Raw genomic sequence first — 26911 nt, 5'->3', positions numbered from 1 at the left:
CAGTGGGTGTGAGGATCGCACGGCCGGGAGGCGAAGATGTGCTGGTGCTGTTTCCGATCACCAGCCAACCACCTTCTCCGGACCGCTTCGCTGCGGAAATTCCCGAAATGGAAAAACGCCGGGCCGGGCTCGACGTCGGCTTGCGGCTCTGGATCATTCTCGACGAATACAATCAGGACACGATCGGACGTTCATTCTATCTTGAGCCGGAGCCGCCGCTTGGTCGCTTCAGCAAGGCGTTCTTCCTGCCTTGATGAAGAAGTTCATTGCGCGGCGAGCCAGCGTGCGCGGCGTAAACCGGCAGCGCTGAGATGGACGAGCCAGGTCGAGGCCAACGGAAAGGAGCTCGCAAATGGCCAGGAAACTTCCGCCGATTCATCCCGGCGAAATCCTGCGTGAAGAATTTCTCGTTCCGCTGAAACTGTCGCCCTACGCGGTCGCGGCCGCCCTGAACGTGCCGCGCACCCGGATCGAGCGCATTGCGCGCGAAGAAAAGCCGATCACGGCCGACACTGCGCTGCGGCTCGGCAAGTTCTTCAAGACCGGCGCCGCATTCTGGATGAACATGCAGGCGCGCTTCGACCTCGAAACGGCCGAAGACGTGCTCGCACCACAGATCAAGAAGATCGCGGCTTACAAGGCGGCATAGTTCCGTGCACTGTCACCGTAACTGCGGAGACGACGGACGCCACGACCATGCAATGGACCGCGAAGCTGCTCCGCCGTCTTCTCGCCCCCATTGTCATTCAGGGAGTTGGGCGGGGTGGCGCTACGGTGGGCCAAGTTCCAAAGGTTCCGTGTGATCGTCCGACGACTTCTGCAACGCGACTCTCGTCATTCTGTTTCGCGCCGCGCTCTCCTCGGCGGATTTGTCTCGGCAGGAAGTGCCCTCGCGCTCGCCGGATGCGCCGGCTTGGGTGCGACCGGGGCGCGTTTCGACGCGTCATCGCTCTCCGTTGACCCCACATTGCTCGTCGCGACCACGCGCAAGCCCGTGAACGGCGGTCGCACGAAACCCTGGTTCGGACCGGAGCGCGCGACCAACATGACGGTCGCGCGGGCGAAGCTGGTGGCGCCGGACGAGAGCCGACTTTCTCTCGCCTCGGTTGGATTTGGCGATTGGCGCCTTGATCGGCTCGAACCGGTGTCGGCAGACGTTGGCGATCTCGTTGCGCAGGCCGGCGGAGGAGACGTGCTGATCTATGTGCACGGCTTCAAACAGACATTCGAGACGGCGATGCTGGATGCCGCCCATCTCTCGGATGGAATCAAGTTCCGCGGCCGGACCATGGTGTTCTCCTGGCCCTCCAAGGCAGGACTGTTCGACTATGCCTATGACCGCGACAGCGCGATGTGGTCCCGCGACGATTTCGAACGCGTGCTCTCTGCGCTCGTGTCCGCTCCAGGCGGCGGCCGCGTGCACATCGTTGCGCACAGCATGGGAACCATGCTGACGCTCGAAAGCCTGCGTCAGCTCTATGCGCGATACGGCGACACAGTTACGAGCAAGGTCGGTGCGGTCGTGTTTGCTGCGCCAGATATCGACATGGACGTGTTCTCGTCGGCGATCCACCGCATCGGTCCGCTTGCCGGCAAGATCGTCGTGATCGCCGCGACGAACGATCGCGCACTTGCGCTCTCGGGACAAATCGCAGGTGGAATGACCAGGGTCGGGGCCGCCGAAAAGGCCGCCATCACGCAGCTGGGTGTGCGCGTGGTCGATGCTTCGCAGGAGGGCTGGGGCATCATCAACCACGATCTGTTTCTGTCGAATGCAGAAGTACAGCGGGTGATCCGCCGCTCGATCGACGGCACGATCGCCTAAGAGAGCGCCTGCGCCGAGCCTCGCGAAAAGCTTGCTCCTGCGCACGCTCGTTGCGGCTTCAGGCGGAAAAACGGCCGGGTTTGGACTGCCCAGCCTGGTACGTGAATGGCGCTCCCTAGGGATAGGGCAGAAGTCAGTAATTCCATGGGCTAAAAGAAAAGTTTGGGCGGTGACTGCCTTATTGCTTTCCAAAGCGTTTCAGAACGGCTGCCCAAACCTGCCCCTATAGGCGACGAAAGCCGAGGCTCGCCGCCAATACTGCAAACACACCGGCGACGGCACATACAACTGCCGATTTGGCGCGATCTATCCTCCCCGCGCCTCTCATGGATTCCAGGTGCGGTCGCTACGACTGCAAATCACTTCGAGCGCAAGACTTCACTCATCCAATTTCTTGGCCAGTTCAGGATCGAGCTTGGCCCGGTCGACAGACTGATAGAACGTGATGGGCCTGCATTTTCCCTCGAAATCCGCAAGGACGATGGCGGTCCACGGATTCGTGGTGTCGCCCGAACCCTCGCGGAGCTCCGGCATGACCTTGCGAGCAGCGATCACATACCACGTGCGACCGGCCGCTGCGGCCTTCGCAGCCGCAGCGAATTCATCCAATATTGCGCGCAGATTTTTGCGCATTTCTTCCTCAGTGTCCCCGCGGAGGTATTTTCGAGACGACTTTCCCGCCTCTCCGTACTCATGATGAATGTTCAACTGAAGTCTCGCATCGTCCACTTCGATCTTGGTCACCCGTATCGCCGCTCCGCCTTCGCGAAGATAGTCTCGCACCCGGACGTCGCAGGCCAAAAATCTGTCCGCGGGGGGCTGGGTGACGCTAGCTGCAGGGGGCACCGCGGCAAGAGCCCGGGTATTTCGCTTTCGAGGAGCCGCATCCGCAGGCATCGTGGCGACGGCGGCGCTGAGGAGCGCCGCGGCAAGCACGACTGGAAAAGGGGCGTTCATGGGTGCGCTGCCAATACCGTATTTCCAGAACGCACTGGCCGCAGCGTTGGTTCCAAAGCCCGGCCAGGTCGGAGGAACTTTTTCCTCGAAACGGCCTTGTTGAATACTGTTCTACAAGAGGGAACCCTTACGGGGCGGTTTTTGACCGGCGGCAGGCCATGGACTCGATTCTCATCAAGATCTTCGCTACGGCGCTTGCCTTCAGCCAGGTCACCACCCGACCGGATGGGGTCAAGACCGAGTTTGATGAGGTGCGTGACCGCTCCGAGGTGGCGGAGCTTTTGGGTGCCGGCTGCGCCCACATGCGCAAGGCTTTCGACATTGAGGACATCAACCTGGACGATCTGATTGCCACTGCCATGGATGACAAGGAGGCATTGAGCAGCGAGATCAAGGCACTCAAAGGACTGAAGCTGGCCGACCTCCACGTGGCCTACAGGCAGTTCTGCAAGGTCGACAAAATGGAAGAATCTCCGGTCGATCTTGGTCAGGTCATCACTTTCTACAACAGCGCGGTCAAGGATCTGCCCGACGCCGTGCAGCTTAAGCACCTCAAGCTTCCCGGCACCAGCGTAGTCCTCGACAGCAAGAGCGAGCGCCTTGCTGAGGTCTACGTGCCGAACAATCGCCGCATCTGGGTCAAGCTTGCCGATATCCCGGAAGCGGTGCGCAACGCATTTGTCGCCGCCGAGGACAAGCGCTTCTTCCAACACACCGGCATTGACGAGCGCGGACTGGTCCGCGCCTTCATCGGCAACTTCACGCACCCGGGACGACCGCAGGGCGGCTCGACCATTACACAGCAGGTCGCCAAGAACCTGCTGGTGGGCAACGACATTACCTACGAGAGAAAACTGCGCGAAATGATCGTTGCCTCGCGGATGGAGCGCGCCCTGACCAAGGCGGAAATCCTCGAGCTCTATCTCAACTCGATTTATCTCGGTCGTGGGGCCTGGGGCATCGAGATGGCGGCGCGCAGCTATTTCGGCAAACCAGCCAAGGCGCTCTCCGCAGTCGAGGGCGCGCTGCTCGCCGGGCTCGCCAAGGGACCGAACTACTTCAATCCCGACCACCACCCCGAGCGCGCGCGCGAGCGCCTTGCCTACGTGCTGGGCCGCATGCAGGGCGACGCCATGATCGACGCCGCCGCGGCGGAACCGGTATTGCCGCAGCTCGTCGAGTACCGGCCGACGCGCCGGGACTTCGGCTTTCACTTCGTCGATCACATCGCCCGCGAGGCAAAGGTGGTCGCGGGCCTCGATACTCTCACCAGTTCCTCCTACGCGGTGCACTCGACCGTCAACTCGGCCTTGCAGCGCGCAGTCGAGGCAACATTGCAGGAAGGCCTCGCGCGGTACGAGCTGAACAGCGGTCGTTACAAATTTGAGGGACCCGAGGCGAACATTTCCGATGCTGTCCGTCAGATTGCGGCAGACCTGAGGGCCACGGAACCGGCCTGGCTCATGGCGTTGAAGACGACGCGGCTACCTCTCTATGACGTCCACTGGGAAGCGGCGGTCGTCCTGGAGAACACACGTGGCAAGCGCGGCGATGCGATCAACGTCGGTCTGACCGACGGACGCATCCTGCCGCTGAACACCTGGAGCGCCGCGATCCGGCGCGGTCTCAAGCCCTACAACGTGGTCTACGTTCAGGTGAGCGAAGCCAAGGGCAAGCAAGCGGCGCGTGCCGATCTGCGCATTCGACCGACCGTGCAGGGCGCGGCGCTCGTACTCGAGAACGAAACCGGCCGCATTCTTGCGATGGCGGGCGGCTTTTCGTATTCGGCAAGCCAGCTCAACCGCGTCGTCCAGAGCCTGCGGCAACCCGGCTCCACCTTGAAGCCGCTGACCTACCTCGCCGCCCTTCGCAAGGGATTGCAGCCCAACACGCTGGTGATGGACGAACCCATTACGCTGGCACCGATCGGCGCGACGAGCTCCGCGCGTCAGCGCGGTTTCTGGTCGCCGAGGAACTACGACGGCGGCGCTTCGGGCGCCATTACGCTGCGGCGCGCGCTGGAAAACTCGCGGAATCTCGCCACCGCGCAATTGCTCGCGACCGGCCTCGACGACAGCGCCGAGCACGGCCTCGACCGGGTCTGCGAGCTCGCGATGGAAGCGCAGCTCTACAAAGAATGCATGCGCTACTACCCGTTCGTGCTCGGCGCCCAAACTGTGCGCCTAATCGACCTTGCGGCGTTTTATGCAGCGATCGCCAACGAAGGAGCACGGCCCCAGCCTCATGCGATCGAGACGATCGAACAGGACGGCCGCGCAATCTACCGGCACGATCCACGTGCAGTGGACTGGATCGGCCTCGCCGACCGCGCATCGTTTTACCAGTTGAAATCAATGCTGCAGGGCGTGCTCGCGCGCGGAACAGCGCAAGCGGCGAAGCATCTCTCGCCCTATGCCGGCGGCAAGACCGGCACCACTGATAATTGGGCCGATGCCTGGTTCGTCGGTTTCACAAATGACGTCACCGTCGCCATCTGGGTCGGCTACGACAACGGCGATGGCGAACGCCGCACCCTTGGGCGCGGCCAGACCGGAGCGAAAGTGGCGCTGCCGATGTTCGAGCCGATCGTGCAGGCAGCCTGGGAGCTGCACGCTCCCAAGACGGCGTTGAACGGCCCTTCGCGCGAAGCCATGCATCAGCTCGTTGCTCTGTCGATCGATCCCTATACCGGCGATCCTGCACCGGCCGGCTCCGGGCGCGCATTCACCGAGTATTTCAAGCGAGATCCGTCGGGCAGAACCAATGATACGCAATTTCGGATCGTCTCGCGTGCAGAAAGCTACGCCGGGCCGTTCCAGCAGTGGTCCTACGATAACCACCCTTACGGCGATAACCGGCCGCCCTTTCCATTCCCGGCCTGGCGTCTTGGTCCGCGCGAATATCCCTCCTGGCGCGGATATCCCGATGACGAGGATCGCCTTCCGCAACCGCCGCGCCGAGTCGATCCCGATTATTTCTGGCGGCGGCTGAATTGAGGATTGACGCCCATGAGACTCCACCGTGCCGCTGTCCTCCTCGTCGCCTCTGTGGCCGCTTGCACGGGCGCGGCCGCGCAGGAATTCCAGCTGGAGGACGTGCCCGCAGTCGCCAGCGTTCCGACCACACAGATCAAACCGCGCACCGTCATCTTCGCCGACCAACGCAACGACAAGCTTGCCGATTCCTCGACCGGGCTTATTCCTTACGAAGATTGGGCCCGCTCACGTCCGGTTCAGCGGCGCTTCCTCTCGCTCTTCCCGAGCTTCGCTGAGCCCACGCTCAACCAACAAACGAAGCTGAAGCTCTCGGTCTACCAGGCGGAGGCGCGGTTTCGACTTTCAAGATCGGCAGCGGCATTGGATCTGTCGCGGTATGCGAATATTGCGCTCCTCGAGCAGATCGATTCCGCAGTCAAGCACCGGCCGATCACGGCTGCCGATGCGATTCCCAACAAGGACGCGGGCGCCGCGCACAACTGTCCGCCGGATCGCCGCTGGTGCGAGGACGCGAAGGCGATCTGCGCGCAGTCCCGTTACATGTTCGAAGGGAAAATTCCGCAGGGCATCCAGCTTGCCAACAAGCTGCGCGAGGAGAGCAAGAAACCGATTCCGGATTTCATCGAGTTCCAGAGTGAGATCATGCTGGTCACGCAGCCGCACCTTGCCGAGCTGCCGATGCTGACAGGGCTCGACTCCACAGTCACCGGCGCGCTCGAGCAGAACATTTTTTGGGTCAACCAAGTTATCCAGTTCGGCAAGCTGCTTGCGGTTCTGCAACAGCATCCGACCGAGCGGGAAGCCGCCATCGCCACGGTCTACATCCTCGTTGCGGTCAGGAACGACGTGCTGAACAAGCAAAGGGAATATAGCAATACACCCATGCTGCGGAATCTCGTGCCCGCGCAACTGCTGATGGGCAAGAGCTCCTTCAACCGCGGCGATTCACTGAGCGCGGGCCTGCCGAAATACGCCAGAAGCCGCATCAAGGCGATCGCCGACATGATGGAGCGGGACTGAGCAAGATCAGTCGATCGAGGGGCTGGCACTCCCGATCGGGACTGCCATCGCAAAATATCGTAAAATATCGTGGATTTGGCGCTCCCTAGGGGACTTTGCCAAATCAATAGAACCAATGGCTTACCGAAAAGTGGGACACCAGATCGTTCTCCAGGATCATTATGCTTTTTGTCGGGAATGTCCCACTGGATCGCCGATCGGACGTGGCTTGTCTGGTGCTATCCAGCCCGGTGGAAGCGGTTCGCCAAAGCCGTCGGGTTTAGGGTAGGCAGAGCCAAAAGCGAAGAGCCCAGTCGGACCTTCAAAGCCAAGGATGTACCAGATCTCCAGCAAATAGCCTTGAGTCCGATCGCGATCCTCCGTGGCAAGTGTCGCCACTTCCCGCAGCGCCTTTTCAATAAGGGCGATAGGCACTTCGGCACGGAGAGACTCGTTGGCTTGAGCCAGGATCGCGTCGATAACCTGGTTCACCGCGGCCGTTGCTCGCGCTTCATCTTCGCGTGTTTCCGCGCCGGTGTAGCCCAAGGGGGGATAATCATTTGGTTGAAACTTGGTCTCTGCTCTGAGACGCCGCAGCAATAGGCGCTTTTCCGGCGTGAGTTGAACAACCTCAGCAGACGGCTTGGGCCAAAGCCGGGAGTACTGCTAGAAGCGCACGCCCAGAAACGCGAAAGCCGCCAAGCCCAGGACAGAGATCGCGATAACTAGAAGACGCATTCGCGCAAACTACGCGACCGCAGTTCGACAGCCTAGGAGCTTGATTTGCGGAGAAGGATTTCGCGTTGGTGGGACCAATTGCCGGAGAAACCAAGCGATATCAATGGCCAGCGCAATTTTTGGCGCGCCATTCAGAATAAAACCACGAACTCTTATGTAATTGAAATCGCTACATAACCTCGACGCAAACCCCGCATGGGATGCTCGCATGTGCTCAAAGGACAGCAGCCAGAGCCCGTCGACGAATTGCGGCTTGCCGATGAAAGACCTATGTTGGATCCATAGTCAGGCAGCCGCCCATCGCGTGGTGAGAGTCTGCTGGGATGACCCTCACGGTGGATGGTTTGCATTCCGCATCGGAGGTGATGTCATGACCATTGCTCCCACGCTCCAGAAATACCTAGCCGCTGAAAACATCCAATACGAGGTGATACCGCACGAACTCAGCATGACGTCCGCTCGGACGGCCGAGGCATGCCATATCTCGGGCGACCGCCTCGCCAAGGGCATCGTATTGCGGCGCGACGGCGGATACATGCTGGCCATCTTGCCCGCATCGCATCATCTCCGCCTGTCGGACTTGAGGACAAGTCTCGGCGACAATCTCCAAATGGCCGATGAAACCGAGATCAACCGGCTGTTCAGCGACTGTGCACACGGTGCGGTTCCTGCCGTCGGCAAATGCTACGGATTGGATATCATCGTGGACGACAGCATCGAGGCACAGCCGGACATCTATATCGAAGCCGGCGATCACGAGACGCTGCTTCATATGGGTCATGCGCAGTTTGCGCGCCTGACGGCCAATGCGCCGCACGGGCAGTTCAGCGCGCACGATTGAGAATTTCGCACACCGCCCGTTACCTTTGGGCGGGGACTGCGGCCGCGAGGTCGTCGTCAAATTGTTCAGGAGAGTGACGGCGACAATGTCTGCGCCTGTCTGGTTGGATCGCTGCGATCTCGCACCCGATCGGTCGCACAATTCGGAAAATGGGGGGGCGCCTGAAACCCACGAACGGAGGCTCGCCATGAAAGTCAAGGACGTGATGCACAAGGGTGTCGACTGGGTTAGCCCCAACACCCCTATTACCGAGCTCGCCAAGTTGATGCGGACGCATGACATCGGCTGCATTCCGATTGGCGAGGACGACAAGCTGGTCGGGATGGTGACCGACCGCGATATCGTCTGCAAAGGGCTCGCGAGCCACAGCTTCGACGCCGGCCGCACGACGGCGCGCGACGTGATGACCGAGGGCATCCATTGCTGCCGGGAGGACGATGACCTCGCAAAGGCGATGCATCATATGGAGAAGCTACAGGTCCGCAGGCTGCCGGTGATCAACAAGAGCAAGCGGATGGTCGGCATCATCAGTCTGGGTGACGTCGGCCATTCCGCATCAGGTGATTTGCTGACCGAGACCGTCAGGAGCGTTTCGGCGCACCACTGAAATACGGCCGGGGGCTCCGCTCGCGATCGCCGCTCGGCCAGGCGCTGAGCGGGGCCGCAGCATGCCTTCAAGGAGTTATGCCTTCAACATGCAACCATCGCACCAGCGAAGGCCGCGGCCCGAAGCGCTTTCCATTGCGCCGGCTTGAACGCAAGGCGATGCGGGTGGACGTCGATTTGGAATATCGCGGATTTGGCGCTCCCTAGGGGAATCGAACCCCTGTTTCAGCCTTGAGAGGGCCGCGTCCTAACCGCTAGACGAAGGGAGCGTGAGGGAGAGGACATAGCCTCGAATTTTGCCGGCGGCAAGCGGGGATCGAGGGGTTTCAAACGTCCACTGGCCGTCGTCCTGGCGAAAGCCAGGACCCATTACCCCGAATGGGGATGGGTAAGGCAAGTCGGAACGACCATCTCGTTCACGCAACCGGATTCGGTGGTTATGGGTCCTGGCCTTCGCCAGGACGACGGCCGAGGCGAGTTCCGGAGCCGCATTACGGCTCATTGGCGAATTTCAGCTTTCCGGCCGGTCTCAACGTATGGGCATCGAAGGTGCGGATCTCGGTGACCCCGCCGATGTCGAGCGTGACCACGAGCCGGTCGCCGGCGACCCCGGTCGAGACGATCCTGGCGCCCTTCGGCAGGGTGGCGATGACGTCGCCCGCGGGCTCGGGCGCCCTTCCCTCCGACTTGAAAAGGCGGTAGCCCACCGCGATCAGGACGGCGCAGATTGCCAGCGCCGTGGTCAACCCCGCGATCAGCATCATCCGCCGCACCCGCGCGAACAGCGCGGCTTGCTCGGGGCTCGGTTCGGGAACAACGGTATCAGACGTCGTCATGGAAAATTTAAGCTCTGCGCAAAGGTTGGAGGTTGTCGTCGCCGGCGACGAAGGCTCGACCCGGCTCGACCGCGTGCTGGCGGTGCACCTTGCCGAGCTGTCGCGATCAAGGCTGAAAGCCCTGATTCTGGCGGGCGCGGTGAGCCTCAGGGACGCCGCGCTCCGGGACCCCGCTTATCACGTCGCATCCGGCGATACGATCACAATCGACGTGCCGGAAGCGGCTCCGCCGGAGCCGAAAGGCGAGGATATCGCCCTCGATATCGTGTTCGAGGACGACGACATCGTCGTCCTCAACAAGCCGAAGGGTCTGGTGGTGCATCCCGCGGCCGGCCACGAGACCGGCACGCTGGTGAATGCGCTGATCGCCCATTGCGGCTCCTCGCTGTCCGGCATCGGCGGGGTGCGGCGGCCCGGCATCGTGCACCGGCTGGACAAGGACACGACGGGGCTGATGGTGGTCGCCAAGAACGACCTCGCGCATGCCTCGCTGACCGCGCAATTCGCCGATCACGGCCGCACCGGGCCGATGCGCCGCGGCTACATGGCGTTCGCGTGGGGGCTGCCCGGCCGCCATCGCGGCACCGTGGACGCGCCGATCGACCGCCACCCGCATGCGCGCGAGAAGATGGCGGTGCGCCAGAGCGGCCGGGAGGCCGTGACGCATTGGGAGCTTCTGGAGAGCTTTGCCGGACGCGACGGCAAGCCGATCGCGACGCTGCTCGCCTGCGAGCTCGAGACCGGGCGCACCCACCAGATCCGCGTCCACCTCGCCCATATCGGCCACCCCCTGCTGGGCGATGGCGTCTACGGCCCGCATTTCAAGACCAAGGCGAACCAGCTGGGTCCTGAGTCGCAAGGAGCCCTGGCCGCCCTCGGACGGCAGGCCCTGCACGCTTATCTGCTGGTATTGGAGCACCCGAGGACTGGAGAATTACTCCACTGGGAGACGCCTCTGCCGGAGGATTTGCTTCTCCTTCAGGGTGCCCTGAAAGCGGCGCTATGACGCAGGCCTCTTCAGAAAAGCTTTACATTACAAAAAGTTATAGCTGCCACACGGGGACGTGACGTCAACAATCCTTCCCTTTTTGCCCCCCGCTGGGTTATATTGCGCCTGCGTTGGAAATGACCAACGCGGAACATCGCAGCACCGACCGGCTTTAACCAAGCGGTCGTCTGCCTGGCCCGCCGCTATCGGGGGCCTGAACCTGTTTGGAGGGCGCACTATGGCCCGTACCGCTGCACTGCCGGTCCTTAATGGCGAATCCGGCCTTTCCCGTTACCTCGGCGAAATCCGCAAATTCCCGATGCTGGAACCCCAGCAGGAATACATGCTCGCCAAGCGCTGGCGCGAGCATGACGATCGCGACGCCGCACATCAACTCGTCACCAGCCATCTCCGGCTCGTGGCCAAGATCGCCATGGGCTATCGCGGCTACGGCTTGCCGATCTCCGAGGTTGTCTCGGAAGGCAACGTCGGCCTGATGCAGGCGGTGAAGCGGTTCGAGCCCGAAAAGGGCTTCCGCCTCGCTACCTACGCCATGTGGTGGATCAAGGCATCGATTCAAGAGTACATCCTGCGTTCCTGGTCGCTCGTGAAGATGGGCACTACCGCGAACCAGAAGAAGCTGTTCTTCAACCTGCGCAAGGCGAAGAGCAAGATTTCCGCGCTGGACGAAGGCGATCTCCGCCCCGACCAGGTGGCAATCATTGCCAAGCGTCTCGGCGTCACGGCTCAGGACGTGGTCGACATGAACCGCCGCCTCGGTGGCGACGCGTCGCTCAACGCACCGATCCGCGACGACGGCGAAGCCGGCGAATGGCAGGACTGGCTGGTCGACAATTCGCCCAACCAGGAAGCCATGCTGGCCGAGCACGAGGAGTATGATCACCGCCGCGACGCCCTCAACGGCGCCATGGGCGTGCTCAACCCGCGCGAACGTCGCATCTTCGAGGCTCGCCGCCTCGCCGATGAGCCGATGACGCTGGAAGACCTTGCCGCCGAGTTCGGCGTGTCGCGCGAGCGCGTCCGCCAGATCGAGGTCCGCGCCTTCGAGAAGGTGCAGTCCGCGGTCAAGGGCACGATCGCAAAGGCGGAACAGGCCGCGCTGGAAGCCGCGCTCTAAGCGCGGTTACTCCGGCGCCAGAAATTGGCGGATCGACAAGAGACAGAAAGCCGGCGGCAACGCCGGCTTTTTTGTTGGACGCAACTCTCGCCGTCATATGCCCCGCCACCGGGTCTCGCCTTCGGCGAGCCCGATGACAGGCTCTGGCGCGGCATCCAGTACGCCGCGGCGCCAATTGCAAGAGCGAGGTCGCCAATGCAGGTCTCTGGAATACTGGATCGCCCGGTTAAACCGGGCGATGACGGCCGTACTGCCGGGTGAGACGGCCATCACATCCCCCTCCCCCCGCCCGACGTAGAACCGGGCTTGCGTTGAACCCGCGCTGCCGGTCGACCGACCCAAAGACATCGGACCGACAGCCAATTGGACGGACACAGACCGTGTCGATCATCCTGCAATCCACCGTGGGCGGCTTCTCCGCCCAGTTCATGCGCAAGCTGCCGCTGGTCGAGCAGGCGATGCGCGACCACGGCCTCGAGCCGTCGGAGTTCGTGATCTCGAAGGACTATGCCTCGACCGCGACGATCCCGCTCATGGGACCGTTCTTCTTCAATTACAGCGTCTTCTTCGGCGAGGAAAAATTCACCGTCACCGAGCCGAACGACATGGTGTTCCTGGATTACTTCTTCAAGCGCGTGCTGGCGGCGGATGGGCCGCCGGAAGTGCCGCGGCGAGCGGGACTGATGCGGCGGTTCTTTGGGTGGATGTCCGAGCCGGTGTGACTCGTCATTCCTCCCAAGTCCTTGCCCCCCAAGTCCGCGCCCCCCAAGTCCGTGCCAGCGTCGCGAGCCAGCAGCCTTCGCAATAGCGGGCATCTTTGTAGTCGATCCAGTTGTGCGCATAGACGTGGTCGAGCGGGATGCCGTAGCGCACCCGCAGGACCTGGACGAGGATCTTCCACGCCGCGACCTGCGCCGCGGTCGGGCCCGTCGTGACGTCGGGATAGTTGCCGGCGAACTCGACGCCGATCGAATTGTCGCGCACCACCTGGCGATAGGTCGATCTGTTGTCGATGTACTTGTTGTCGTTGCGGTTGGCGCCGTCGCCATGGGTCGGCACCAGGTTTTCCGCGACTGCCCAATAGACGGTGCCGTCGGTCTCGACCCAGACCGTGACGCCGCGCCGCGTGGGATTCTTCGATTGCGCCTCGGCGCCGCCGCGCGCCGAGCCTGCCGGTCCCTCGGTCTGGTGCACGATGATGTTGCGCCAGGGTTTTGCGTTGCCGACATCGCCCCATGGCGCCAGCCACACCATCTTCAGGCCGGGAATGTCGGGCGTGCCGGAGGCGCGCGCGAGCTTTGCCAGCTCGGCGTCGGCTGCGGCGGCGGGTGCGATCAGAATGAGAGCGGCGAGAATGGCCGCGAGCAGGCGGGAGATCATCATGCGGGTCCAATGTGGACATGAGCCTAGCCCATGATCCGGAAGAATGTGCAGCGGTTTTCCGAAGGAGATCAGGCGCAAACAAAGAGCCTTTACGCGAATTTGCGTGTGACCTCGCCCGGACGGACCGGCTCCGGCGAAAGCGGCGGCGCCGGATCGTAGACGGCAAAGTCGTTCTTGCCGTTCTTCTTGGCCGCATAGAGCGCGTGGTCGGCATGCGCGATCAGGCGGTCCGGGAATCGGCCGATGCCGCGATCCCACTGCGCCACCCCGATCGAGATCGCGATCGGGATGTCGACGCCGGTGCAGTTGACGGCATCCTGGCGGCAGACCTCGAGCACGCGGCGGGCGATCGCAGCCGCCTCGCGCAAGGTCGACGACGGCAGCACGACGCAAAATTCGTCGCCGCCGGTGCGGGCGAGCATGTCGCCGGGCCTTAAGCGCGTCTGCGCCATCAGGGTGAAGTGCTGGAGGCAGGCATCGCCCGCGGCATGGCCGTTGGTGTCGTTGATGGTCTTGAAGCCGTCGAGGTCGATCACCAGCAGCGAGAACGGCTCGCCGCTGCGCTCCGAGCGGGCGCATTCTTCGCCCAGCCGCTGCAACAGATGCCGCCGGTTGGCGACGCCGGTGAGATCGTCGAGCAGCGCGAGAGCGGCAACCTCGTTGCGCAGACGGTCCATCGCCATCAGCAGGAAGCCGAAATTGAGCGTCATCGACAGGAACAGGAGCCCCAGCACCATGACCGCATGGGCCTGGCCGCCGGCGCTCGCCGAGAAATCGCCGCCGAGCAGATTGCCCACCGTGCGGACCACGAGGATCGCGATAATGGCGAGGATGACGATGCCGGACAATCGGGCGCCCGGACTGACGCGGCCTTCCGGCGGCGACAGCAACAGACGCAGCGACAGCACCAGCGGCAGGGCCTGACCGAATGTGTAGCTGAGCATGCGCAGCTGCATGTGCTCGAAGCCGACCATGAAGAACACGACCCCGGCGAGGCTTAAGCCTCCCGTTGCGGTCATGAGGCGCCATGAGACCGGCCGGTGGTAGAAGCGTTGAATGCCCATGGCGGCAAGGCAGCTCGCCGCGATGACGCCGGCCGCGCCAAGCAGGAGCGGCAGCGGAGACGCGATGAACAGGCGGATCAGGGCCGTCATCGCGCCGGTCGCGCCGATGAAGGACGATGCCATCCAGAACCGCGCGGCTGCAAATTTCGGATAGGAGCGGGTCACGTAGGCCCAGATCAGGCCGAGCGCCAGGAAGTTGACGACGAATACCGTCCAGAGTGTCGGCACGTTCAGCATGGCGCGCGCAGCGTCGCGCCCTCCGTCCCAGGCAGCTGTCCGTCCATGACCCCATCCCCGTTTTCTTGCAGGGGACAATGCGGCCGTCGCGCTTAACGGAGTCTCACCGCGAACTTCGAAAAGCGTGCCTTTGGTTTTGGATTCATGAACAGCTGGCGCGGTTGTCGGATCGTTAGGCATGTCGCCGGTGTCCGGTGCGGTCGCATCGCCGTCCGGCGGCGATACGGATTCGCGAACCAAAATCACCCGAAAATGCATCTGAGCTGTGGATAACGCGATGACACGGATGTGACAGCACGGGGCAGAAGGGCGCGAATCTGCTGAGCTTGTCGTCGAGGATGTTGCGAGGCTGGCCCTCCGCCGAGCATCCCTCGTGTCGCGTTTCACCATTAACCCTTAAGAGGATCCTATGGCTAAGAAAGCGAAGAAGGCGACGAAGAAGAAGGCGAAGAAGGCCAAGAAGGCGAAGAAGAAGTAACGTAGCTTCTTTTTCTTTGCCCGGGTGGAGCCTCGCTCCGCCCGGGCTTCGGGTAGGATTGAGAGATTGAAGGTGGCGGGCGCAAGGCCCGCTTTTTTATTGGGCGGAGAAGCTATCGCTCCGCGAACGCCAGCTTGGCGCCGAGCGCGGCAAACCCCGCCGCAAAGCTCCGCCGCAGCCAGGCCATGACGCGCGGGCGGGAGATGACGCGCTCGCGCACCGAGGCTGCGCAGAGGCCGTAGACCACGAACACCGCAAACGTCATCGCCATGAAGGCGCCGCTCAATTCCAGCATCCGCGCCAGGACATGGGCCTCGTCCGCGGCGATGAACTGCGGCAGGAAGGCGAGGAAGAAGATCGACAGCTTTGGATTGAGGATGTTGATCAGGAAGCCGGTCACGATCACGCGGCCGACCGAACGCTCGCGGATCTCGCCGTCCACCGCCAGCGCGCCGGTCTCGCGCAGCGCCTGCCAGGACATGTAGAGCAGATAGGCGACGCCGCACCATTTCAGCGCGGCGAAGGCGAGCGCGCTGGTGTGGAGCACGGCGGCGAGCCCCAGCATCGCGGCCGTCATGTGCGGCACGATCCCGAGGGTGCAGCCGAAGGCAGCCGCGATGCTCGCGCGCGAGCCGCGTGTCAGCGCGGCGGCCAGCGTGTAGAGCACGCCGGTGCCGGGCGAGGCGACGACGATGAGCGAGGTGAGCAGAAAGGACAAGGTCATGGACAGACCTTATCACCGCGCCCCGGACCACGAAAGCCGGCCTGCCGGATCGACCGTCAGGACAGCTGCGCGATCTCGGCCTCGCGGAGCACGTCGAGCGGCGCCCATGGCTTGGCCCAGAATTTTGCGCCGCTCGGCAAGGGCTGCATCAAGGGGCGGCCGGAGGTGACGACGACGTCGAGCTTCGGGTTGCGGTGCTTGGCGACGTGCGCGAGCTCGACCCCGTTCATGCGGCCGGCGAGTTGCACGTCGGTCAGCATCAGGCAGAGCCCGCCGACGTTCCTGTCGAGCACCCGCTCGGCAGCCTCGGCACTTTCGCACTGGATGACCTGGTAGCCGCTCTCCTCCAGCAGAAGACTGAGCATCTCCCGCTGCATGGCATCGTCTTCAACGATCAGCGCGGTTGCGCGACGTGGTTCAGCCTGTCTCATGGGCGGGCTCCCAATGCTTGCTTGCGTAACCTATGTTAAGGAGCCAACTCGCCTGCGGTTCAGTTCCAATATGAAAAAATGTAAATCATTGTTCCGCTCGAGCGGCCTGACGGGGGGATGTCATGACTGCAATCCGCGGCGCCGCCGCCATCACCGGAGCGGCAAGCGGCATCGGCCGCGCGCTGGCGATCGAGCTTGCGCGGCGCGGCTGTGACCTCGCGCTCGCCGATCGCGACGAGGCCGGGCTGAAGGCGCTCGCGACGGAGATCGGCCAAGGACCAGACAAGGCGCGCAAGGTCAGCCTGCACCGCGTCGACGTCAGCGAGCCCGGCGACATTGCGCAGTTCGCGCGTGAGGCGACCGCCGCGCATCCCGCGCTCGGCATCGTCGTCCACAATGCCGGCGTGGCGCTGATGGGGACGTTCGAGGAGATCGACCAGGCGCAGATGGACTGGCTGTTCGACATCAACTTCTGGGGCGTGGTGCACGGCACGCGCGCCTTCCTGCCGCATCTGAAGACGATGAGCGAGGCGCACATCGTCAACCTCTCCTCGATCTTCGGCATCATCGCCCCGCCGGGACAGTCGGCTTATGCCGCGGCGAAATTCGCGGTGCGCGGCTTTTCCGAGAGCGTGCGGCACGAACTTGCGGCGGCGGGAAGCACATGAGGCTGTCGGTCGTGCATCCCGGCGGCGTCGCCACCGCCATCGCGCGCAATTCGCGCACCGGGGTCGGCGTCACCGACAACGCCCGCCGGTCGCAATCGATCGAGCGGTTCGAGAACGCGGCAAAGACCACGCCGAGAGATGCCGCGCTACGCATCATCAAGGGCATCGAGAGAAACGAGCCGCGTATCCTGATCGGCAACGACGCCCGCTTCATGGACCTCCTGCAGCGCTTCCGCCCGGGAACGTACTGGGCGCCGCTGCAGCGCAAGCTGGAGAAGATGGCGAAGGGGAGCTAGGTATCTCACGCAGCAGCGTTGGATTTCCCGCCGGCACGACACTCTCCGCTGTCATTCCCCGCGGAGGCGGGGAATCCAGTACGCCGCCGCCTCTCCGTATTCTCGTGCTGCCTCTGGAATACTGGATCGCCCGCCTTCGCGGGCGATGACACCGAGCATGTGGGCGCGAGTGCTCCGTCGCTTTAGCGAATCCTCACTGCCCCGCCAGCCGATCGGCGAAATACCCGATCGTCTTCCTGTAGATCACCGCCCTGTTCCACTCGCGCATCGCCTCGAAATTGGCGGTGCCCTCGCCGTAGGGCTGGCCCATCTTGAAGCCGCTGGTGTGGAGCAGGTTCGCGGTCGAGGCGAGCACGTCGGGGACGCTGTGGCGGAGGTCGACATGACCGTCGCCGTCGAAATCGACGCCGTATTTGATGTAGGACGACGGCAGGAACTGGGTCTGGCCGATCTCGCCGGCATAGGCCCCGATCAGGTCGCGCAGCGGCAGGTCGCCGCGCTGCACGATCTTCAGCGCCGCGAGCAGCTCACCCTGGAATAGCTCCGTCCGGCGGCAGTCATGCGCGAGCGTCGCCAGCGTGCGGATCACCGGCAGCTTGCCGATGTCGCCCTTGCCGAAATCGCTCTCCAGCCCCCAGATCGCGACCAGGATATAGCGGGGCACGCCGAACTGCTGCTCGATGCGCGAGAGCAGCGCGGCATGGCGCTGCAGCAGCGCGCGCCCGCCATTGATGCGGCCGGGGCCAACGCGGGTCGAGACATACTGCTCAAAACTCTTGTTGAAGGTGTAGCGCTGGCGCCGGTCGAAGGCGAGCACGGCGCCGTCCTGGGTAATGCCGTTGAAGGCCGCGCTGGTCACGCCCGCCGAGACGCCGGCTCCTTGCGCTTCCGAGGTCATGCCGGCGACAAAGCTGTTGAAGTCGCCGCCGCAGCGCGCGGCCTGCGCCGTTCCGCTGGCCAGACAGGCAATGAAGGCGATGGCCAGGGCGTGTCTCGACATGCGGAAAAATCCTCTGAAGAATGAGTGGGAAAGCACCGCGCGATCATGCCCGGGAACCGGATTCGCGTCAAAGCGGCAAATCCTCGCCAGAACCGATCGCCAGAACCGATCGCATCTTGGCTGCGACAAATGAAATGCGCTCGCCCCCTCCCCAACCGATCGAGATGATCATGCCCATGTCGTGCCGGATGCTCGCTGTCCTCGCCTTGCTCTCCTTCACCGCCACTGCCGCCTCCGCGCAGACGCGCGATGTCGCCGGCGGCCGCGACTATCCCGGCATCGGCCGGTTCGCCGGCAGCGTCATCACCGGCTATGTGATGCAGGATTTTGACGCGGCGCGGATGCAGGCGGCGGCCTTCAGGGACGGCCAGCCGGCCGACGCGCGGCGGCTCGAGGGACGCGTCTTCCGCATCGCCTATCGCACCGACCCCGGCCCCTCGATCCTGGAAGTGTCGCGCAATTTCGAGACGCAGCTGGCGAAAGCCGGCTTCGAGACCCTGCTCGCCTGCGACACCGATGCCTGCGGCGCCATTCCGTTCACGGAAAGCATCGACACGCTGCCGGTCCCGCAGATGTGGGTCGATGGTTTCAACTACCGTTACTACGCCGGCCGCAAGACTGAGGGCGGGCGCGAGACCTTTGCCAGCGTCATCGTCAGCCAGAACAACCAGGACATCACCGCGCAAGTCACCGTCGCCGAACTCGGCGCCATCGCGAACAAGATGGTCGACGCCGCCGCAATGGCGAAGGGCCTTGGCGAGACCGGCCACATCGCGCTCTACGGCATCTATTTCGACACCGACAAGGCCGTGCTCAAACCCGAAAGCCGCCCGACGCTGGAGCAGATCGCAAAGCTCTTGACCAGCCAGCCGCAGCTCAACGTCTTCATCGTCGGCCACACCGACAGCCAGGGCGCCTACGAATACAATCTCGACCTGTCGAAGCGCCGCGCCGAAGCAGTCGCAGCCGAGCTGGTGAAGGGCTTTCGCATCGCGCAGCCGCGATTGCGCACCGCCGGCGTCGGCTTGCTGGCGCCGGTCGGCTCCAATGGGACGGACGCTGGCCGCGCGCTGAACCGGCGCGTGGAGCTGGTGGCGCCGTAAACCTCGCTTCGCCGCGCCAGCGCGTGCACGCACTGAGATGTGCGCCACGTTGAGGGAACTCGCTTCCGCACTTCGGATCATTCTGCACGCATGCGGGAAGACATGCACATGCAGACCAACGCGCTTTCCTACAAGGCGCACAACGCTCGCTGCGTTGCGGCGGCGCGAAAGATGAACAAAGTAATTCGCTCGTCCAAGCATATCGTTTGGAACTTTCCTCGCATCGACGCATATCTGATCCGCCGACTCCGACATCGACGCCGCAGTGATTTGCCTTGCAACCGCATGGCGCGGCCTATAGCATTCTATTTTAGGTTGTCGCCCCGCCAGCCCCGGGCGACGCTGAAGACCAAGATAAACGGCGGGCTTTCGCGGCCCGCCGTTTATCGAGCGAAGGGCCGCACCGGACCCGACGCAGCGCTCGACGCTTCCATCCTGCAAGCGGACCATCGTCGATCGATCCGGCCGCGGCAGGGCACGACGGGCCCCCCCGGCAGGTGCGCAAAGTCATTTGACTATAGCCCCCTGATCGACGACAAGCCGCCATGGCCAAAAAACCTGGAACCAATCCCAAGGGCGAATTCGCCTTTTTTAACGTCTTCTATGAAGACGGCTCCCAACGCTCCAACCGGCGCGTGCCCGCCGAATTGCTCGGCGGCCTCGACGGCGACGAGCCCGCGCGCGCCTTTATCATGGAGCAGGACCGCGAGATCGCCGAAAAATCCGGCCGCCCGGCGCTGGAGATCAAGAACCTCGAGCGGGTCGGGGCGAAGAAGAAATAGGTTGACCCAGTCAGGCGCTCACCAGCGCCCGCTCCGCCTGTTCCAGGCAAACAGCAGATCGGCAAACCGGTCATAGAAGAACCGGGTGAACGGCAGCGCCACGCGATTGCCGAACAGCCCCGCAAGCCACCCCTCCCCCGGCGTCAGCCTCCACAGCGCAATCGCGACATCCGCGCCGACGATGAGCAGGCCGGCCTCATCGGTCGCATGCAGGCGGCGCCTGATGTCGTCGAGCGTGGCGCCAAAGTGCGCCAGCGCGTCGGGCTGCTCGTTGATATCCCTGAATTCGATCGTGCCCGCGCGCACCAACGCCAACAGCTTGTTGCGCTGCCAGTCGATGCCGGCATCGCAGACGGGGCAACGGGTGTTGTACCAGACGGTGAGGTGAGCCGGCATCATCGAAGCATAGATGTCGATCTGTGCCACGTCGAGGCTGGAGCCATCCACCCGGAATTCCAGGATCGATGCGCCTTTCTCGTCGGAAGTATATTCCGATAGAAAAGCTGATGAGCCTCTTTGGCTGAACGCTGCCGACAAGTCGGCACGAACGAAAACGGCGGGCTTTCGCCCGCCGTTCTTGCCTCAACAGACCGCCACCAAGTGGTGGCGCTTGAACTAGTTGTCCAAAAAGCTCCGCAGCTTCCGCGACCGCGACGGATGCTTCAGTTTCCGCAGTGCCTTGGCCTCGATCTGACGAATACGTTCGCGCGTCACCGAGAACTGCTGGCCGACTTCTTCCAGCGTGTGGTCGGTGTTCATGCCGATGCCGAAGCGCATGCGCAGCACGCGCTCTTCACGCGGGGTGAGCGAGGCCAGCACGCGCGTGGTGGTCTCGCGCAGGTTCGACTGGATCGCGGCGTCGATCGGGAGGATCGCGTTCTTGTCCTCGATGAAATCGCCGAGGTGCGAATCCTCTTCGTCACCGACGGGGGTTTCGAGCGACAGCGGCTCCTTGGCGATCTTGAGGACCTTACGGACCTTCTCCAAGGGCATGCCGAGCTTCTCGGCGAGCTCTTCCGGGGTCGGCTCGCGGCCGATCTCGTTGAGCATCTGGCGCGAGGTGCGCACGATCTTGTTGATCGTCTCGATCATGTGCACGGGGATGCGGATGGTGCGTGCCTGGTCGGCGATCGAGCGGGTGATCGCCTGCCGGATCCACCACGTGGCGTAGGTCGAGAACTTGTAGCCGCGGCGGTACTCGAACTTGTCGACCGCCTTCATCAGGCCGATGTTGCCTTCCTGGATCAGGTCGAGGAACTGCAGGCCGCGGTTGGTGTATTTCTTGGCGATCGAGATCACGAGACGGAGGTTGGCTTCCACCATCTCCTTCTTGGCCTGGCGTGCTTCGCGCTCGCCCTTCTGCACCGAGTGCACGATCTTGCGGAACTCGATGATCTCGAGGCCGGTCAGCGCAGCTAACTGATGCACCTCGTGGCGGAGGTCCTTGATGCGGTCCTTCTCGTGATGGACGAAGTTCTTCCAGCCCTTGGCCGAAAGCTTCGAGACACGGTTGAGCCAGCGCGGATCGAGCTCCGAGCCGGTGTAGTTGCGCAAGAAGTCCTCGCGCGCGACGCCGTGGCTGTCGGCAAGGCGCATCAGGCGGCCCTCATGCGAGACGAGGCGCTTGTTGATGTCGTAGAGCTGCTCGACCAGGCTGTCGATACGCGCCTGGTTCAGGCGCAGCGACTTCACCTCGACGATGATCTCGTCCTTGAGCTTGCGGTATTTGCGCTCCTGGTGCGGCGAGAGCGAGGGCCCGTGCGAGGTGCTCTCGAGCTGGTTCTGGATGTCCTGTTCCTGAAGCTTGCGCAGCTTCTTGTAGCTGTCGGCGATCTTGTCGAAGATCTCGACGACCTTCGGCTTGAGCTCGGCCTCGATCGCCGCGAGCGACATCTGGTTCTCGAACTCGTCGTCCTCGTCCATGTCGGCTTCGGCGGCGGACTCCGCAGGATCCTTCGCGGCTTCGCCCGCATTGCCGGGCGCAGGCGCGGCGCGGAACGGGGTCGGCGACGGTGGTGCGGCGGGCGGCGCCACATGCGCGGGTGCGACGCCGGTGGCCTGGCCGCCTTCGGCCGGCGCTTCACCGCTCTCACCATTGGGACCGGCGATCATCGCATTGTTCATGCCGGCCTTGGCGTCGGGGCCGGCATAGGTGGCTTCGAGATCGATGATGTCGCGAAGGAAAATCTTGCCCTCGTTGAGCTCGTCGCGCCAGATGATGATGGCCTGGAAGGTCAGCGGGCTTTCGCAGAGGCCCGCGATCATCGCCTCGCGGCCAGCCTCGATGCGCTTCGCAATCGCGATTTCACCTTCGCGCGACAGCAGCTCGACGGTGCCCATCTCGCGCAGATACATGCGCACGGGATCGTCGGTGCGTTCGCCCGGCTCGCTCTTCTTGACCTCGGTGACGGCCTTCTGGGTGACTTCGACGAGCTCGTTGTCGGTCTCGTCCTCGCCGGCCTCGTCCTTGTCCTCCTCGCCTTCGCTATCGTCGGCTTCGGTGACGTTGATGCCCATGTCCGAGAGCATCGACATGATGTCCTCGATCTGCTCGGGCGAGGTCTGGTCGGACGGCAAAACTTCGTTGAGCTGATCGAAGGTCACGAAGCCGCGCTTCTTGGCCTGCTTGATCATCTTCTTCACGGCCGCGTCGGACAGATCGAGCAACGGCGAGGGCGCGTCCTGGGAGTCCTTCTCCGGCGCGTCCGCTGCCTTGTCGTCTTTTTCCTTGTCCTTCGCCTGCAGCGTCTTTGCCTTGGTGGCCATCCATTGCTCCTAAACGCGTTTCACACAGACGTTCGCCGCGCCCGCGTGAAATCACTTGAACCTGTTGCTCGACGCTCTCGCTTCGTCAGATCGCGACACGGAAAGGGCGGCGCGAACATCTTGTCGCCACCCCGACCTTTCTCTCGCCGGATTTGCCTAACGCTTCGTGAGCCTCTTTGTCGCGGCGGATGCAGGTGTAGTGCCAACAGCGATTGCGCGGATTCATTCCTGACGCGTCTGTTCTGCCTGCGGCCGCCTGGTGGCCAAAGTGCTACAATACCGTTAAGCCTCGATTAACCCTGTTTTTGCCGCCAAACCTCGGATTTGGCGAGTCTTTTAGCGGTTGCGGCCCCGGCCGTCCGCATGATTCTTTCATCACACGCTCTTCTGGAACCGGCCCGACAGCTCGCCAAAACCCTCGATCAGGGCCTCGGTGCCGTCGACTTCGCCTATCCGAGCCTTGACGTCGCGCAGCCACGCCATATTGGCCTCGCTGGGATCCTCCCCCAAGGCCAGCTCGGCGTCTTTCAGCTCTCTAAGTAGTGAATGGTACTGGCGATGCAAGGCAACCAGCTGATGCCAGGTGGAGAGAACGTCGTCCCGTGCCGCGCCCTCACGGGCGCCCCACACCGCCGCAGTCGTGATCCCGCCCTCAACCCTTTGAAGAGCCTGCAAAAATCCGCCCTTCTCGAGGTCGCCGCGCATCTTCTCGGCCTGCTCGCCGGGGTCCGGCGAGTGGTGATGGTCGTTGGCGAAGGCGGCGATGATGCCGGCCCGGAGCTTATGGACCTCGGGATGGGCGAGCTCCAGGGCGGCGACCTCCTCGAGGTGATCGTGCAGCAGCCAGGGATGGTTGATCAGGATTTGCAGGATCAGGGCCTCCCGGCGCGAGATGGCGCTGCGCTGGCCGCGCATGATCGGGCTTGCCGCGAGCTGGGCGCTCGCCGCCTGGTAGGGCCCGGAGGGCAGCTGGATGGGACCGGGCGGGCCGCGGCGGCCGCCACCAAATCCCTGGCCGCCAAATCCCTGGCCGCCGAATCGATTCGCGCCTCCGGCAGCCCGGGGCTGAAACTGGCGGCCGGCGGAGCCGGGGCGGAAATTGCCACGGCCACCAAAGCCGCCGCGTCCGCCTTCGGGGGCAAAGGCGCGCTGGAGCCGCTCGGCAAGATCCTGCCGATAATAGCGCCGCACCACCTCGTCGCGGATGCCGCCCGCGAGCTCCTTGATGCGCGCCTCCAGCGCGGCGCGGCGCTCGGGCGTGGCGAAATTGCCGCCCTCGAGCTCGCGCGACCAGATCATCTCGGCAAGCGGACGCGCCGCCGCGATCACCTCCTCGATCGCGCCACGACCGCCGGAGCGCACGAGATCGTCGGGGTCCTGCCCTTCCGGCAGCAGCGCGAAGCGCAGGCTCTTGCCGGGCGCGAGGAAGGGCAAGGCAAGGTCCGCGGCACGATAAGCCGCCTTCTGGCCGGCGCGGTCGCCGTCGAAGCAGAGGATCGGCTCGTCCGCCATCTTCCAGAGCAGCGCGAGCTGGTTTTCGGTGAGCGCGGTGCCGAGCGGCGCGACGCTGCCGGCAAAGCCCGCGGTGACCATGGCGATGACGTCGACATAGCCTTCGACCACGACCAGGGCGCCGCCGTCATGGGTGGCCTTCCGCGCGGTCTGGTGGTTGTAGAGATTGTCGCCCTTGTGGAAGAGCGGCGTCTCCGGCGAGTTCAGGTATTTGGCCGGAACGTCCTTCTCCAGCGCGCGCCCGCCGAAGGCGATGACGCGGCCGCGCAGATCCGTGATCGGAAACATCACGCGGTCGCGGAAGCGGTCATAGGGCACCGGGATGTCGTTGCCGGCCACCAGCATGCCGGTCTCGACCATGTCGTCGACGGAGACGCCGAGCTTGCCGAGATGCTCCTTCAGCGCAAAGCGATCGGGTGAGGCATAGCCCAGCCGAAACTGCAATTGCGTCGCCGGCGAGATCGCGCGGTCGGCGAGATAGCCGCGCGCCTTGGCGCCGACACGCGAGGCCAGCGTCTCCGCGAAAAACTTCGCCGCGAGATCCATGACGTCATGCAGCGAGCGGCGCCGCTGCTCCTGACGCGCCGCATCCGGCGTCACCGCCGGCAGCGGCAGGCCCGCCATATTGGCGAGCCGCTCCACGGCCTCCGCGAACGGCAGGCCGTCGGTCTCCATCATGAAGCTGATGATGTCGCCGTGCTTGCCGGAGGAGAAGTCGTGGTAAAAGCCCTTCTGGTCGTTGACGTAGAAGGATGGCGTCTTCTCCTGCTGGAACGGCGACAGCCCCTTCCACTCCCGCCCCGCCTTCTTCAGCTTGACGCGCTTGCCCACGACTTCGGAGACCGAAAGCCGGGCACGCAGCTCGTCGAGGAATTGGGGCGTGAAGCGCATGGGCTCTGAGTCTAGCGCGAATCAGCATGAGTCGGGCGAAGGGTTACGGATATAGGTGCGGGGTGGGCAAAAGTCAGGTTTAGACGGGTTATCCGGGTTATTCGACCTATGCACAGGGCAGGAAATCTCCTGCGAAACAGACCCCCCGGACTTCCTAGACTGCCCGTCGATGGAGCAAACAGTTTCGACCTTTCCCAGCGGGACTGAGATCGTTGACATACAACGATTACGTTTGTATATACACGCGTACGATGAAGTCGCGGCTACGGCCTCAGACGTCATAGCAAACCTCATGCGCGGCAAAATGCAGTGTCATTTGGATGATTTGCCATGACGGAGGACTTGCAGTTGCTATTCGCAGGCATTCACGACTTCGGATGGGATCCGAAAAAGCGTGCGACCAACCTGCGAATTCACGGAATCGACTTCGAGGATGCGCGCGGAATTCTCGACGGCTACACCTTCATCCGCCGGTCGGATCGCAATGACGAAGTCAGGTACCAAATCTTCGGTTAGATCGACGGGCGGGAAGTCGCGGTCGCCTGCGCGATCCGCGGGACTATCTGCCGGTTCATCTCGGTCCGGCGCGCGCGGGAAGACGAACGACAGAAATATTACAATCGTTTCAAGGGACTTCCCGAGGAAGGGAAAGACTGACTGGGCTCGCGTTGACGCATTGACCGATGAAGATATCGCCGAGGCCGTCGCCAACGATCCGGATGCGGTGCCGATCGATATTGACTGGTCAGACGCCGTGCTGGTGATGCCGCCGAAGAAAAAAGCAATCTCCATCCGAGTCGACGAGGATGTGCTGGATTTCTTCAAGCGCGATGGCGAGGGTTATCAGCGGCGCATGAATGCTGTGCTGCGCTCCTACATGGAACAGAAGTCGAAGCCGAAGAAGCGGGCCTGATCCGGGCAAATCCCGTAGAGCTAATGACAGAGGCCTTGAACCCGACCCGGTTCCACGCTTCCATAGGCCATGTTCAGGACCTTCCGAGGCGGCCAGACCGGGGGTTGGCGCATCATCTCGATTTCGCCCGTGACGGGCGAGCCCCTGCCCTTCATGCCGGCGCTGTCGGTCACCGACAGCGAGGCCATCTCGTTGCCGCTGGTGCCCTCGCGCAATGCCTGGCGGCTGGTCGGCGTCGCGAGCACGCTGCGCTACACCGAGCGCACCGAGAAGCAGCAGCTCACTTCCGTGCAGGCCGGCCTCGGCCGGCTGGAAGCAACCAGCGCGGCGCTGATCCCGATCCGCAAGTCGCAAGCCTGGTGGGAGCTGACCCAGGAAGAGCGCCGCAGGATCTTTGAAGACAAATCGCACCACATCGCGAGCAGCCTGCGCTTCCTGCCTGCGATTGCGCGGCAGCTCTATCATTGCCGCGACCTCGGCGGGCCCTTCGATTTCCTGACCTGGTTCGAGTTCGCGCCGGCGCACGCCTCGCTGTTCGAGGAGCTGGTCGAGATGCTCAGGCGAACCGAGGAATGGACCTATGTCGAGCACGAGGTCGACGTGCGCGTCGTCAAGGAAGTGCTGTCGGCCTAGTGATCGCGCTGCCGGCGACGACGAAGCTGCGCTCCCTCGCCCCGTTCTTACGGGGCCGCGACGAGCTTCGCTCGCGCTGGGAGGGTTGGGGTGAGGGGCCTCTCTC

26 protein-coding genes, 1 tRNA gene and 1 pseudogene are annotated in these 26911 nt (G+C 63.4%); 16 read left to right on the top strand and 12 right to left on the bottom strand.

The window, feature by feature from the left end:
- Positions 1-38 precede the first annotated feature (38 nt).
- From QCM77_RS21295 to QCM77_RS21285, 3 genes are all read left to right on the top strand, one after another.
- Positions 39-254 (top strand): hypothetical protein, encoded by a 216-nt coding sequence (locus QCM77_RS21295; RefSeq protein WP_279661312.1) that lies wholly within the window; start codon positions 39-41, stop codon positions 252-254.
- Between the two features lie 98 nt (positions 255-352).
- Positions 353-649, top strand: a complete 297-nt coding sequence (locus QCM77_RS21290) for a HigA family addiction module antitoxin (protein ID WP_279661313.1) — start codon at positions 353-355, stop codon at positions 647-649.
- A 150-nt stretch (positions 650-799) separates the two neighbouring features.
- Positions 800-1825 carry an alpha/beta hydrolase gene (locus tag QCM77_RS21285; RefSeq protein WP_279661314.1) on the top strand — a complete coding sequence of 342 codons (1026 nt, stop codon included), beginning with the start codon at positions 800-802 and terminating at the stop codon, positions 1823-1825.
- Between the two features lie 378 nt (positions 1826-2203).
- On the opposite strand, the gene QCM77_RS21280 is transcribed toward QCM77_RS21285, so the two are convergent.
- A complete protein-coding gene (locus tag QCM77_RS21280) occupies positions 2204-2569 on the bottom strand; it encodes a hypothetical protein (protein WP_279661315.1) in 366 nt (121 codons plus the stop codon).
- A gap of 215 nt (positions 2570-2784) precedes the next feature.
- Between QCM77_RS21280 and QCM77_RS21275 the strand changes: the two genes are divergently transcribed.
- Together QCM77_RS21275 and QCM77_RS21270 are read left to right on the top strand one after the other, a co-directional pair.
- Entirely contained in the window at positions 2785-5778 is a 2994-nt protein-coding gene (locus QCM77_RS21275; RefSeq protein WP_279684747.1) for a penicillin-binding protein 1A, read from the top strand.
- Positions 5779-5790: 12 nt separating this feature from the next.
- Positions 5791-6798, top strand: a complete 1008-nt coding sequence (locus QCM77_RS21270; RefSeq protein ID WP_279661317.1) for a hypothetical protein — start codon at positions 5791-5793, stop codon at positions 6796-6798.
- Positions 6799-6957: 159 nt separating this feature from the next.
- On the opposite strand, the gene QCM77_RS21265 is transcribed toward QCM77_RS21270, so the two are convergent.
- Positions 6958-7377, bottom strand: a complete 420-nt coding sequence (locus QCM77_RS21265; RefSeq protein ID WP_279661318.1) for a DUF4844 domain-containing protein — start codon at positions 7375-7377, stop codon at positions 6958-6960.
- 508 nt (positions 7378-7885) lie between these two features.
- Here QCM77_RS21265 and QCM77_RS21260 point away from each other — a divergent pair.
- Positions 7886-8356: an aminoacyl-tRNA deacylase gene (locus tag QCM77_RS21260; protein WP_279661319.1), complete on the top strand. Its 471-nt coding sequence runs from the start codon at positions 7886-7888 to the stop codon at positions 8354-8356.
- Positions 8357-8543: 187 nt separating this feature from the next.
- Positions 8544-8963 (top strand): CBS domain-containing protein, encoded by a 420-nt coding sequence (locus QCM77_RS21255; protein WP_279661320.1) that lies wholly within the window; start codon positions 8544-8546, stop codon positions 8961-8963.
- 193 nt (positions 8964-9156) lie between these two features.
- Here QCM77_RS21255 and QCM77_RS21250 read toward each other — a convergent pair.
- Both QCM77_RS21250 and QCM77_RS21245 read right to left on the bottom strand, forming a co-directional pair.
- Positions 9157-9231, bottom strand: a tRNA-Glu gene (locus tag QCM77_RS21250).
- Between the two features lie 222 nt (positions 9232-9453).
- On the bottom strand, positions 9454-9798 hold the full coding sequence (locus QCM77_RS21245; protein ID WP_279661321.1) for a hypothetical protein: 345 nt from the start codon (positions 9796-9798) through the stop codon (positions 9454-9456).
- On the opposite strand from QCM77_RS21245, the gene QCM77_RS21240 reads away from it, so the two are divergent.
- The 3 genes from QCM77_RS21240 to QCM77_RS21230 all read left to right on the top strand — a co-directional run bounded on the left by QCM77_RS21240 (position 9797) and on the right by QCM77_RS21230 (position 12646).
- Positions 9797-10804, top strand: coding sequence for an RluA family pseudouridine synthase (locus tag QCM77_RS21240; RefSeq protein WP_279661322.1), 1008 nt, complete (start codon positions 9797-9799; stop codon positions 10802-10804). The genes QCM77_RS21245 and QCM77_RS21240 overlap by 2 nt on opposite strands.
- Positions 10805-11024: 220 nt before the next feature.
- On the top strand, positions 11025-11924 hold the full coding sequence (rpoH, locus tag QCM77_RS21235; protein WP_211396557.1) for an RNA polymerase sigma factor RpoH: 900 nt from the start codon (positions 11025-11027) through the stop codon (positions 11922-11924).
- 380 nt (positions 11925-12304) lie between these two features.
- A complete protein-coding gene (locus QCM77_RS21230; RefSeq protein ID WP_279661323.1) occupies positions 12305-12646 on the top strand; it encodes a hypothetical protein in 342 nt (113 codons plus the stop codon).
- Between the two features lie 4 nt (positions 12647-12650).
- Here QCM77_RS21230 and QCM77_RS21225 read toward each other — a convergent pair whose 3' ends face one another.
- From QCM77_RS21225 to QCM77_RS21210, 4 genes are all read right to left on the bottom strand, one after another.
- Positions 12651-13307, bottom strand: a complete 657-nt coding sequence (locus QCM77_RS21225) for a peptidoglycan recognition protein family protein (protein ID WP_279661324.1) — start codon at positions 13305-13307, stop codon at positions 12651-12653.
- A gap of 89 nt (positions 13308-13396) precedes the next feature.
- The gene (locus tag QCM77_RS21220) at positions 13397-14608 is read right to left on the bottom strand and encodes a GGDEF domain-containing protein (RefSeq protein ID WP_279661325.1); all 1212 of its coding nucleotides are present in this window, start codon (positions 14606-14608) and stop codon (positions 13397-13399) included.
- A 590-nt stretch (positions 14609-15198) separates the two neighbouring features.
- Positions 15199-15810, bottom strand: coding sequence for a LysE family translocator (locus QCM77_RS21215; RefSeq protein WP_007596605.1), 612 nt, complete (start codon positions 15808-15810; stop codon positions 15199-15201).
- A gap of 56 nt (positions 15811-15866) precedes the next feature.
- Positions 15867-16241, bottom strand: coding sequence for a response regulator (locus tag QCM77_RS21210; RefSeq protein ID WP_279661326.1), 375 nt, complete (start codon positions 16239-16241; stop codon positions 15867-15869).
- 122 nt (positions 16242-16363) lie between these two features.
- Between QCM77_RS21210 and QCM77_RS21205 the strand changes: the two are divergent.
- Positions 16364-17205, top strand: a pseudogene (locus tag QCM77_RS21205) (SDR family NAD(P)-dependent oxidoreductase).
- Positions 17206-17398: 193 nt separating this feature from the next.
- Here the strand turns inward: QCM77_RS21205 and QCM77_RS21200 are convergent.
- On the bottom strand, positions 17399-18205 hold the full coding sequence (locus QCM77_RS21200) for a lytic murein transglycosylase (protein ID WP_279661327.1): 807 nt from the start codon (positions 18203-18205) through the stop codon (positions 17399-17401).
- A 164-nt stretch (positions 18206-18369) separates the two neighbouring features.
- Between QCM77_RS21200 and QCM77_RS21195 the strand changes: the two genes are divergently transcribed.
- Complete coding sequence (locus QCM77_RS21195) at positions 18370-19308, top strand: OmpA family protein (RefSeq protein WP_279661328.1); 939 nt, start codon at positions 18370-18372, stop codon at positions 19306-19308.
- A 545-nt stretch (positions 19309-19853) separates the two neighbouring features.
- Positions 19854-20090 carry a hypothetical protein gene (locus QCM77_RS21190; RefSeq protein ID WP_007596614.1) on the top strand — a complete coding sequence of 79 codons (237 nt, stop codon included), beginning with the start codon at positions 19854-19856 and terminating at the stop codon, positions 20088-20090.
- Between the two features lie 18 nt (positions 20091-20108).
- Here the strand turns inward: QCM77_RS21190 and QCM77_RS21185 are convergent, their stop codons facing one another.
- The 3 genes from QCM77_RS21185 to dnaG form a co-directional block, all read right to left on the bottom strand.
- Complete coding sequence (locus tag QCM77_RS21185; RefSeq protein ID WP_462676318.1) at positions 20109-20489, bottom strand: thiol-disulfide oxidoreductase DCC family protein; 381 nt, start codon at positions 20487-20489, stop codon at positions 20109-20111.
- A gap of 216 nt (positions 20490-20705) precedes the next feature.
- Positions 20706-22856 (bottom strand): RNA polymerase sigma factor RpoD, encoded by a 2151-nt coding sequence (rpoD, locus tag QCM77_RS21180; RefSeq protein WP_279661329.1) that lies wholly within the window; start codon positions 22854-22856, stop codon positions 20706-20708.
- 375 nt (positions 22857-23231) lie between these two features.
- Positions 23232-25259 carry a DNA primase gene (dnaG, locus tag QCM77_RS21175; RefSeq protein WP_279661330.1) on the bottom strand — a complete coding sequence of 676 codons (2028 nt, stop codon included), beginning with the start codon at positions 25257-25259 and terminating at the stop codon, positions 23232-23234.
- Between the two features lie 330 nt (positions 25260-25589).
- Here dnaG and QCM77_RS21170 point away from each other — a divergent pair, with 330 nt between their 5' ends.
- From QCM77_RS21170 to QCM77_RS21160, 3 genes are all read left to right on the top strand, one after another.
- Positions 25590-25775: a BrnT family toxin gene (locus QCM77_RS21170; RefSeq protein ID WP_279661331.1), complete on the top strand. Its 186-nt coding sequence runs from the start codon at positions 25590-25592 to the stop codon at positions 25773-25775.
- Positions 25776-25935: 160 nt separating this feature from the next.
- Positions 25936-26172 (top strand): BrnA antitoxin family protein, encoded by a 237-nt coding sequence (locus tag QCM77_RS21165; RefSeq protein WP_279661332.1) that lies wholly within the window; start codon positions 25936-25938, stop codon positions 26170-26172.
- 69 nt (positions 26173-26241) lie between these two features.
- The gene (locus tag QCM77_RS21160) at positions 26242-26805 is read left to right on the top strand and encodes a chlorite dismutase family protein (RefSeq protein ID WP_279661333.1); all 564 of its coding nucleotides are present in this window, start codon (positions 26242-26244) and stop codon (positions 26803-26805) included.
- Positions 26806-26911 lie beyond the last annotated feature (106 nt).

The sequence above is a fragment of the Bradyrhizobium nivariense genome, from assembly GCF_029846695.2.
Lineage (GTDB): Bacteria > Pseudomonadota > Alphaproteobacteria > Rhizobiales > Xanthobacteraceae > Bradyrhizobium.
This window is presented reverse-complemented; position numbering and strand designations above follow the sequence as displayed.